This window comes from Cytobacillus dafuensis, from assembly GCF_007995155.1.
Classification (GTDB): domain Bacteria; phylum Bacillota; class Bacilli; order Bacillales; family Cytobacillaceae; genus Cytobacillus; species Cytobacillus dafuensis.
In genome coordinates this window covers 1,457,543-1,468,315 of sequence record NZ_CP042593.1, presented here as the reverse complement: position 1 = coordinate 1,468,315, position 10,773 = coordinate 1,457,543, and the positions used below count along the sequence as shown (strand labels likewise).

The 10,773-nt window shown below is 37.3% G+C and carries 1 protein-coding gene; it reads right to left on the bottom strand.

What is annotated here, in order from left to right; genetic code table 11:
• A complete protein-coding gene (locus FSZ17_RS07090; protein ID WP_146846410.1) occupies nucleotides 1-10,767 on the bottom strand; it encodes a non-ribosomal peptide synthetase in 10,767 nt (3,588 codons plus the stop codon).
• Nucleotides 10,768-10,773 lie beyond the last annotated feature (6 nt).

Below are 10,773 nucleotides of genomic sequence, written 5' to 3'. Positions count from 1 at the left end.
CTAGGATTTGAATTTTGCTGCAATCAGGTCTTGTAAATTTTCTAGTTCATCAAATGTTAAATTATGATTATCACCGTAGTCTGAAGGAGTATATTCACTTTCTTTCTTCATCGTACATAGATGAATTAAATCAATCAGATGTGACTTGAACAACCTTGCCAATCTTTCCATTGTCTTGTTGGAAAAATGTAATTTGTTATATTCAAACTGAAACTGTAATGCTCCATTTACTACTTTCCCAAGGATTTCAATATCATGTGGTCGAACTGATTCAGGGTTAATCGATTCTCCTATAGGTAATGAGGATAGAGTAAAAGGCTTCTTCAATTCGTTTCCATATTCCCCCAGAAAGTTAAAACTAATTTGTGGCTCCGACTTTGCTGCAAACTGAATTTGTTCTCCAAAAGGTGATAAATATTTTAATATCCCAAAACCTATACCTTTATTAGGAATTCCTCTCATCATCTCTTTTACTTGTTTGATTAGATGACTTTTTTCCTCTGAAAATGTGACATCTAATAAAACAGGAAAGATTGAAGTAAACCAACCGATTGTACGAGAAATGTTGATGTTACTCGTTATTGCTTCTCTTCCGTGTCCTTCAAGATTAACTAGGAACTTACTATTTCCAGTCCAGGATTTTAGGCTTAATGCCAGTGCAGTTAGTAAAATATCATTTTTCTCTGTATGAAATGCATGGTGAACATCATTTAGTAAACTGATGGTTTCTTCCTTAGAAAATTCAACAGATACAATACGGCTATGCTTAGAAAGATTAGTTGTTTCAGTAAATTCTTTCTCAATCTTCGGAATATTATGTTTAAAAATACCCTCCCAATACTCGATTTCTTTTAACAAACTAGTATCTTTAGAGTATGAAGAAAGGAATGCAGACCAAGATTGATAGGATGCTGTTTTCTTAGGCATACATAAATCCTTCGTTTGAATCATATTTTGGTAGCCGCTTATAAAATCTTCTATTAATATCCTCCATGAGACACCGTCAATTACTAGATGATGTACGATGAATAACAAAAAGTCACCTTCACTGGTCTTGAATAATCCTAAAGACACGAGTGGTCCATTTTGTAAGTTCAACCCTTTGTATAGACTGTTAGCTTTTTTGCTGATCTCGTACTGGTAATCCTTTAGATTTGTATAATCATAAATGTCAAAATGGAATAGTTCTTCATCCATAAAGGTGGTTCCTCGATTCACCTGTGTAATGGAATTGCCATGCAGATACGACATCCGTAGAGCATCATGATGCTCCACTAGCTTTCTCATCACAGCTCTTACTGTAGGTTCATCAAATTTACCTTTATGGTGCAACATAATTGCTTGATTCCAATAATGCTCCATCGACAGTTTTTCAAAAAACCATTTTTGAATCGGAGTTAACTGTACCTCTCCTTCTATCGCTCCTTGAAATTCTTCATTTATTACCTTTTGGATGAAGGGAGCGATACTCTCAATCGTTGGATATTTAAAAAGATCCTTTACCTCCATTTTTAGTTGTATTGAATGAAGTCTAGCAGATATCTGGAGGGCTTTAATGGAGTCTCCTCCCAAATCAAAGAAGCTCTCATTCATCCCTAGGTTTGGTACTCCAAGAACTTCCTTGAAAATCTCTACCATTATCTCCTCCATCTCATTACGCGGCAAAGTAACATCATTTCTTTTGTCATAATCTGGATTAGGTAAAGATTGTGTGTCAACCTTTCCATTAACAGTTAATGGGAGCTCGTTTAATTCTATGAAAAAGGACGGAATCATATAAGACGGCAGTCTCTTTTTTAACTCATCTCTTAGTTCACTAGGCTCTATTTGGTCCTCAGCAACATAATATGCACATAGACACTTTTGTTTATTGATATCCTCATTAACTTTTACAACTCCATTCCTCACAGAAGAATGTTTTAGTAAAGCAGCTTCAATTTCCTTAAGCTCGATTCGATAACCCCTAATTTTTACCTGATTGTCTATTCTTCCGATATATTCTATATTTCCATCTGGTAGCCATCTTCCAATATCACCAGTATGATAAATTCGATCCTCACCGAATGGATTTTGAGTAAACTTCTTACTTGTTAGCTCTTGTTTGTTTAGATATCCTCTTGCGACCCCAGCACCTCCAACACATATTTCACCTGCTACTCCGATTGGTTGTAAATTGTTAAAGGAATCCACTATAAATACACTTGAATTGCTTATCGGCCTACCGATAGGTATATTCCTAGTGAAATCATTATGAATCGGATAGTACGTAGAAAACGTAGTGTTTTCAGTAGGTCCATATGCATTTATAACATTCAGCTTTTTATTCTTACGGGCAAGAGAGATATGCTTTGGTGATAAAGCTTCTCCACCTACTATTAAGTACCTTAAAGGAGCAAACATATCATCATTATGCTCGGCATATTGATTAAATAATGAAGATGTAAGCCACATAATTGTAATGTTGTTTTGTTTTATATAGTCTGAGAGACGATTAATCTCAAACAACAATCTTCGTTCACATAAATGTACCGTCAGACCATTTAATAAAGCTCCCCAAATTTCAAAAGTTGTAGCATCAAAACTACTTGCACCAGTTAATAGAATTTGATCTGTCTCTTCAAACCCAACATAATTTGGATGTAATACTAAACTATTGACATTTCGATGGGTTACCATAACTCCTTTAGGATTTCCAGTCGTCCCAGAGGTGTACATAATATAAGCAAGGTTACTAGGCGAATTAGAAACTTCAAGATTTTCACCAGACCAATCAAAAAACGGAAAGGTGTCTACACTAATGAACTCTCCTTGGAAATCTAGGTTCTCCTCGTACGATTTATCCACAATAATAAATCGGGTCTTGCTATCTTCAAGCAAATACTTCAATCGATCTGCTGGATACTCTAAATTTAAAGGAAGGTAAGAAGCCCCTGCCTTTAATACTCCTAAGATTGAAACAATCATGTCTTCAGTCTGTTCCATCAATATTCCGATTGATTCATCTTCCTGAACACCTTTATCCTTAAGAAAATGCGCTAATCTATTCGCTTTATCATTTAGTTCCTTGTATGTCATTGGTTGTCCTTGGGATATAACTGCTATTTTGTCTGGTTGCGTATTAACCTGTATTTCAAAAGCTTCCTGAATAGTAAGCTCGGGATAAAAATGTGATGCAGGACCTTTTGAGAGCTGCAGAATTTCCTTTTCTTCATCCTCTGAAAGGATTTCTAAATCACAAATTTGTCGGTTATGTTCTTTGCATACGGCCTTCACAATATTAATAAAGCTTTTCGAGAATCGGATAATCGTATCCTCATTAAACAAATCAGTACAATACTGAAGGTTAAGCTGAATAACTCCTTCTTCTTCTACTGCCTCCAGCATCAAGTCAAATTTTGAAGTAGATTCCTTCACTTGATAAGGACTAAAAACCTGATTAGTAAGAACCATCTTAGACAATGAACTGTTTTGAAGAGCAAAAACCACATCAAATAGTGGATTTCTTCCTATGTCCCTCTCTAATTTTAGTTTTCCAATTAATTCCTCAAACGGATAATCCTGATTTGTAAAAGATTCTAAAGTTATCTTTTTCACTTCATGTAAGAAATCTCTAAAACTCTTTTTACCTGTAGCGCACATCCTTAGTGGAAGCATATTAACAAACATACCAACTAAGTTATGGACATCTGGATGATTCCTTCCAGAAACAGGTGTGCCAACTACAATATCTTCCTGACCTGTATATCGTGATAATGTTACTTGGAAGCATGAAAGCAAAATCATGTATAGAGTAGCATCCGTTTCATTTACAAGCTGATTCAATTGTCGAGTGAATTCTTGATCAATATTGAAATGATACCTACTACCTTTAAAGCTTTTTACCTTTGGTCTTTGATAATCAAGAGGCAACTCTAAGAGCGGAGCATCCTTCTCAAACTTCTCAAGCCAGAACATTTCTTGATCTTTTAATCTTTGCTTATTTAGCTGTGTTTTTTGCCAGACAGCAAAATCCTTATATTGAAGATCTAGCTTGTCTAAACGCCTACCTTGGTAAAGCTGAAGAAGCTCAGCCTCTATAATTTCTAGCGATAATCCATCCGATATAATATGATGCATGTCTAGAATGACAAAATGCTTATTTTTATCTACTACTTCAACCACAGTCATTCTTATTAAAGGTGGGGTAGTCAGGTTAAACGCCTGGATTGATGCCTCAATAAAAACATCAAGATTTTCTTGATTCGCTTTTAAAACTGTTATCTCACTATAAACCTGCTCATGGATTCTTTGAACTGGCTCTCCATGCTGTATTTCAAATGAGGTTCTAAGAATCTCGTGTCGATCAATTAGAGTAGTAAAGGCTTTTTGAAGCATAAATATATTAAATTCTCCAGTGACCTCTAAAACCGTAGGCATATTATAGCTAACGCTTACGCCTTCCATCTCATTTAGTAAGAACAGTCGTTTTTGAGCTGATGTCATAGGATAGGTATCTGCTTTTTTTGATGGAACTATTGGAACATAATCAACCTTTTTTTGCTTTTCAATCATCTGCGACATTCCATACACCGTTGGATGTAAGAACAGATCTTTTATTGTCATTTCAATGTTATATAGCTTATTAATTTCATTAATCAGCTTAATTGCTTTTAAAGATTGTCCACCAAGAGAAAAGAAATGATCATGAACACCAACTTTCTGGACTCCAAGTACTTTACTCCATAGTTTTGTTAATTGCTTTTCCCACTGTGTTTGTGGTTCTACATAACTATCGTTTCTATGTTCTGGCTTAGGCATTGATTTTCGATCCAATTTCCCATTGGCTGTTAATGGGAGCTGTTCGAGCACCATAAAATGAGTTGGTACCATGTATCCTGGGAGTCTCTTTGCCAATTCTACTTTAAGATCTTTAAAAGAAATGGTCTTTTCCGGATCGTTCCATACAACATATCCACAGAGATACGTGTCCCCTAAAGAATCTCTATGAAGTGCAACTGCTGCTTCACGAATCGTGTTACATTCTTCCATACATACTTCAATTTCTTGAAGCTCTATTCTGTAACCTCGCATTTTCACTTGTTGGTCGATACGTCCTGCATATTCAATCTGGCCATCCGGTAACCAGCGTGCCAGGTCACCCGTTTTATACATGGTTTCACCAGTCATAAATGGGTCTTCCACAAACTTACTTGCCGTAAGCTCTGGACGGTTTAAGTATCCTCGCGATACCCCGCTTCCGGCAATACACAATTCTCCTAGAACCCCAATTGGCTGAAAACGGTTATGTGGTCCTACGATATAACAACGCGTATTACGGATTGGTTGACCAATCGTAACCTCATGATCAGACGTTACATTTTTAATCGTGGACCAGACGGAAGTTTCTGATGGTCCATATGCATTGTAGATTGTTAGATTCGTGTAAGCTTGTAGACTTTGTAATAGAGTAGGTGGCAGGGCTTCTCCACCCACGATCATTACCTTGACTGTCTCTAAGCACTCTTCTCCCTCTGGATACATCAAAAGCCCTTTTATTCTTGATGGTGTAGCCTGAATGGTTGTAACCTCGTTGTCCATTATTAGGCTGCTTAATAAGGCTGGGTCCTGTTGTTCTTCCTCACTTGCCATAATGACACATGCGCCTTTTGCCAATGGGAGAAAGGTTTCTGTGACAAAAATATCAAACGATACCGTTGTTAATGCCAACACTTTATCTCCAGAAGCCATTTTCACACATTCTGACATTCCTTCGATAAAATTGTGCACCGAACGGTGCTCTACCATAACTCCCTTTGGCTTTCCAGTGGAACCAGACGTATAGATGATATACGCTAACTCCGTAGCCAGCACATCTACTTCCAGATTGGAACCATCTTCACTTTGGTCAGCTAAGTCTGATAATAAGCAAAGCTTTTCGTCAAATGATGACAAACGGCCTTCACGAACATCCGTCATAATATATTTGGTGTTACTGTCGTGAACCATGTAGGCAATACGATCTTCAGGGTAATCTGGATCGATTGGTACATACGCAGCCCCCGTTTTTAATACAGCGAGTAGAGCGATGATAAGATCCTCTGAACGTTTGACCATAACCCCGATTCGGTCGCCTTTTTCTACGTTCATGTTTTGAAGGGCACGGGCCATTCGATTTGCACGTTCATTGATTTCTTGATAGGTGTATTCCCTCCCACTTGAAATAACCGCGATTTGTGCAGGGGTATGTGTAACTTGTTCTTCAAATCGTTGGTGAACGGTACGTTCGACTCCCGCTACTGTCTTTGGATTTAAATCATGAAGAAGGGTATATCGTTCAGCCTCTGAGATCATTTCAATAGAAGACAATGGCTGATCAGTATCCTTTACGATTTCTTCCAAAATATTGACAAAGTGTGAAGACATTATCTTCATTTCATCTTTTGAAAATAACGCTGTGCTATATTGAAACCAAGCGGAGAGTCCCATCTCATTCTCCGAAACTTCTAAAGTCAGGTCTACTTTTGCGGAGCGATCCTCTAAAGAATAAGAAGTGATGTCCACGTTCTCCAATTCTAGCTTCGCTGTACCTGCATCATGCATAATAAACATGTGGTCGAAGACCGGGTTACGACTCAAGTCTCTTGTGATGGACACCTTCTCCACCAACTGCTCAAACGGATATGATTGATGCTCAAAGGCTAGGAGCGCACGCTCCCTTACTTTTTGTAATAAAGAGCGAATGCTTTCTTCCTCACTTAGACTGTTTCTCATTGGAATCGTATTTACAAACATTCCAACCATATTCTGAAGGTCTGCATGTGGTCGGCTAGCTACTGGAGATCCCACAATAATATCTTCTTGTCCCGAATACCTCGAAAGAAGAAGCTGATAAGCAGATAACAATACCATATACAAGGTTGTCCCTGTTTTGGTTGCTAGTTCAGAAAGCTGTTGTGCCAATGATGTTGGAACATGAAAATCTACCCGATCCCCTTCGAAGCTTTGAAACTTTGGTCGTTCTCTTCTTGAAATATCTAACACTGGGAGCTCTCCTGACATTTCCTTCAACCAGAACGTTTCAGCTTCCAAGAATTCTTTTGTCTTCATTCGCTCTGTTTGCCAGGCTGCCACATCTTTGTATTGAAGGCGTAGCGGCGGTAGAACTTCTCCTTTATACAACAAACTAATTTCCTTCAACATGGTCTTCAATGAGGCCTCGTCCGAAATACTATGATGCATATCCAAAATCAACACATGACATTCTGGCCCTGTCTTGACAAGACCTGCCCGCAATAGAGGGGCATTAGATAGATTGAAAGGACGCGAAAAGCGATTCACGCTCTGAGAAGCCTTCGGTTCCTTTTCTTCCCATTGCTCTAATGAAAAAGGGACATGCGGATGAACCCGCTGAATAAATCCTTCCTCAGTAGTTTCAAAAGAAGTCCGTAACGCTTCATGTCTATTGATTACCTGTTGGATTGCCTGTTCAAGCCTCTTTGGATCGACAGGACCCTCTAATTGAACCGCACCCGTAATGTTATAATTGTTTCCTATGTTTTCAAGCTGATTTAAAATCAACAATCGTTTTTGTGCTGATGATGCAGGATAATATTCCTGTTCTTCAACTTTCTGAATCTCATGGAACTCCCTTTTTTCCGATGGATTTAGTTTTTCTATTTCTTGACACATAAGTTGGATGGTTGGTTTCTCAAATACCATTTTTAATGGAAGTTCTAAATCCAAGTTCTTATGAATCATATTGACCAATTGAGTTGCACGAAGAGAATGTCCCCCTAATTCAAAAAAATGATCGTGGATTCCAACTCGTTCAACTCCGAGAACCTCTTTCCATATTTTCGCCAATTCAATCTCTAAGCTCGTTTGTGGTTCTACATACGCGAAGTTACTGCTTATCTCTGGCTTAGGTAATTCCTTTCGGTCAATTTTTCCATTTCCCGTTAGTGGAAGGGATGCCAGAAAGACAAAGTGAGCAGGAATCATATAATCCGGTAGAAAGCTAGATAAATATGTTCTTAAGGCAGTGGACGAAAGTTCCCTATCAGATACCACATATGCACATAAGTAAGTCATATCTGTATGATCCTTGAGATTAATTACAACCGCCTCTTTGATTTCAGAATGGCTTAATAATTGATTCTCGATTTCTCCAAGTTCAATTCTATGCCCGCGAACTTTAACTTGATGATCTATTCGACCTAGGTATTCCAAATCTCCACTCGGTAGCATGCGTACCAAGTCTCCTGTTTTATACATCAATTCTCCTGGTCTAAATAGGTTTTCTAAAAATCGTTCTTTCGTTAAAGTCTCTTGAAATAAATACCCTTTTGAAACACCCTTACCTCCTACGTAGAGTTCACCAGGAACCCCTATAGGCAATAGTTCCTTTTGATCATTAAGGATATAAACTGTGTTAGTAGGAATAGGTTTCCCAATATTACTAATATTTTGAGCGATATCGTATTCATTCATTTCTTTATAAGTAACATGAACAGTTGTTTCAGTGATTCCATACATGTTAACCAAACAAATTTCTGGAAATCTTTGCTTCCATTCATGAAGAATCAATGGTTTCAATGCTTCTCCACCAAAGATAACGTATCGAAGATTGAGCGTCATGTTTGTCTTCTTATAAACCTCCTCAATCAGATGAAAAAATGCTGAAGGAGTTTGGTTTAACACTGTCACCTTTTCTTTTTGAAGCAGAGATAAAAACGCCTTTGGATTTTGAGCAATTTCTTTCGGTACAATGACACAGGTTCCTCCGTATAATAAAGCCCCGTACATCTCCCATACTGAAAAATCAAAACTAAAAGAATGAAATAGTGTCCAAATGTCCCCACTGTCAAATTGAAATTGAATGTCACTATTATGAAGTAGCCTTATCACATTTTTATGATCAACCATGACTCCCTTCGGTCTTCCAGTTGTACCAGAGGTGTAGATAATATATGCTGTATCAGTTGGCTCATTAACATTCTTTAAATTTGTGCTAGGGATGTTTTGAAGCTGGATATCCTTGAAACTAATAAAGATTCCTGAGTACTCTTTTATTTCATCATTTTGACCTAGCATAAACTTTGCCTTGCTATCACTTAACATATAGTGAATCCGATCAAATGGAAGAGTCGGGTCCACTGGGAGATATGTACCTCCTGCTTTTAATGTCGCTAAAATACCAATAATCATTTCAGGAGTACGGTCTGCCATTATTGCTACAATATCCCCACGATGTAACCCCTTTTGCCTTAGCACAGCCGCTAATCTATTAGACTTACTATTCAACTCCTCGTAAGTTACATGTTGTACTCCATATTTCAATGCAGTCTTAGAAGGATACTTTTCTGAACAAATTTCAAAAATTTCATGAATCGTATACTCACTTGGATATTGAGCCATTTCAGCATTCCCATGTTTTAAAATGATGGCTTTCTCATCATTGGAGAGAGGAGAAAGCCCCCTCAATTTTTCATTAGGAGATTCGCATACTTTTTTGGCTAATTCAACAAGGTGTTGTTTGATACCTTGTATAAAGCCAACATCAAAGACGGCAGAATTAAACGAAATTCTCACTCTAAGACTATCCTCAGGAAACACGATTACATTTAAATCGTAATGAGTCTGATCATAAAATTGAATATTCTCCACTACAAAACTGCTATTATTACGCTTTTCAAAACTCTTTTGATTCAAGGGATAGTTTTCAAATGCTAATACATGGTCAATCAAAGGCTGATTAGAATTCAGCTTATTTTCAATAAGATATAATGGATAATACTCATATGGTTTACTCTGCAATCCTAAGTTTTGGACAGATTCAATCAACGATGAAAATGTTAGATCTTTGTTGATTTTCATTCGAACTGGAACTGTATTAATATACATCCCCACTGCCTTCTCAATCCCCGGAAGGTCAGCTGGCCTGCCTGATACTACCGAACCAAACATAATGTCTTCTGATTGGGAATACCAATGTACTAGTAGTCCCCAAAGAGATTGCACAACAGTATTCAAAGTAACTTTTTGTCTCTTTGCTAAATCTCTAAGAGAGCTCGTTATTTCTTGACCAAAATCAAAAACAAAGTCTTCTGCCTCATAGGATGATGATGTTTTTTTATTTGATAATTTTGGAATGGTAATAGGTTCTTCATACTCACGAATATATTGATTCCAGTATATACTCGCATCACTCATATTTTGATTTTCTGCCCATGAAATATATGAGCTGTATGGGTACACTGGGTCAATTGAAATTTCTTTTTCCAGAGGAATGGAATGGTACACTTCCATCAATTCCTCAAGAACAATTGCTACTGACCACCCGTCCAAAATGATGTGGTGAAATGTGAAAAGAAGCTTATACTCATCATCAGCAACTTTCAATACTGTAATACGAAAAAGCTGGTCTTTTGTTAAATCAAATCCTTTTTCAACCTCTAGCTCACGATAATGTTCAAGAAATAATTCTTTATTAACAATGTCCCTGCTTGTAATATCCTCAAAATGTATTTTTGCCTTTCTGGTTTTCAAAACAACTTGTAGTGGCTTTGCTAACTTTTTTGATCGAAAAACTGTTCTAAACACATCATGGCGATCAATTATTCTTTGATAAGCCTCTTTCAGATGGTCTATATGAAACCTTCCTTTAATTGAAAGTACTAACTGCTCAATATAAGCGTTCGAAGACGCATCCATCAAATGATGGAATAAAATGCCTTCTTGTAAAGGTGTTAATGGATAAATGTTTTGAATTCCTATTTTTTGGCTCATAATTAG